This window comes from Yersinia thracica (assembly GCF_902170565.1).
GTDB classification, from domain to species: Bacteria; Pseudomonadota; Gammaproteobacteria; order Enterobacterales; family Enterobacteriaceae; genus Yersinia; species Yersinia thracica.
The window spans coordinates 1-239 of sequence record NZ_CABHXX010000010.1; the positions used below are offsets into that span (position 1 = coordinate 1).

Genomic DNA, 239 nt, shown 5'->3' on the forward strand with positions numbered 1-239 from the left:
TTTTTGTTTTTGTTTTTTTTTTTTTTTTGTTGGTGTTTTTGTTTTGTTTGTGTGTTTTTTGGTGGTTTTCTTCGGTTTTTGGTGTTTTTTTTCTGGGTTGTTTTGTTTTTTGTTGTGTGTTTATTGGTGTATTTTTTCTTGTTGTTCTTCTGTGGGGGCGGGGTTGGCGTTTTGTTTTTTGGCGGTTTGTTGTTGTGCCCTGGCTTTTCCGTGTGGGTTTTGGTTGTGGTGTTGGGGGG

Annotated in this window: 1 protein-coding gene; it reads right to left on the minus strand. The window is 37.7% G+C overall.

The window, feature by feature from the left end:
* Positions 1-239 (minus strand): hypothetical protein (locus FTA91_RS20610; protein WP_328592890.1); only part of this gene is annotated, 239 nt, incomplete at both ends.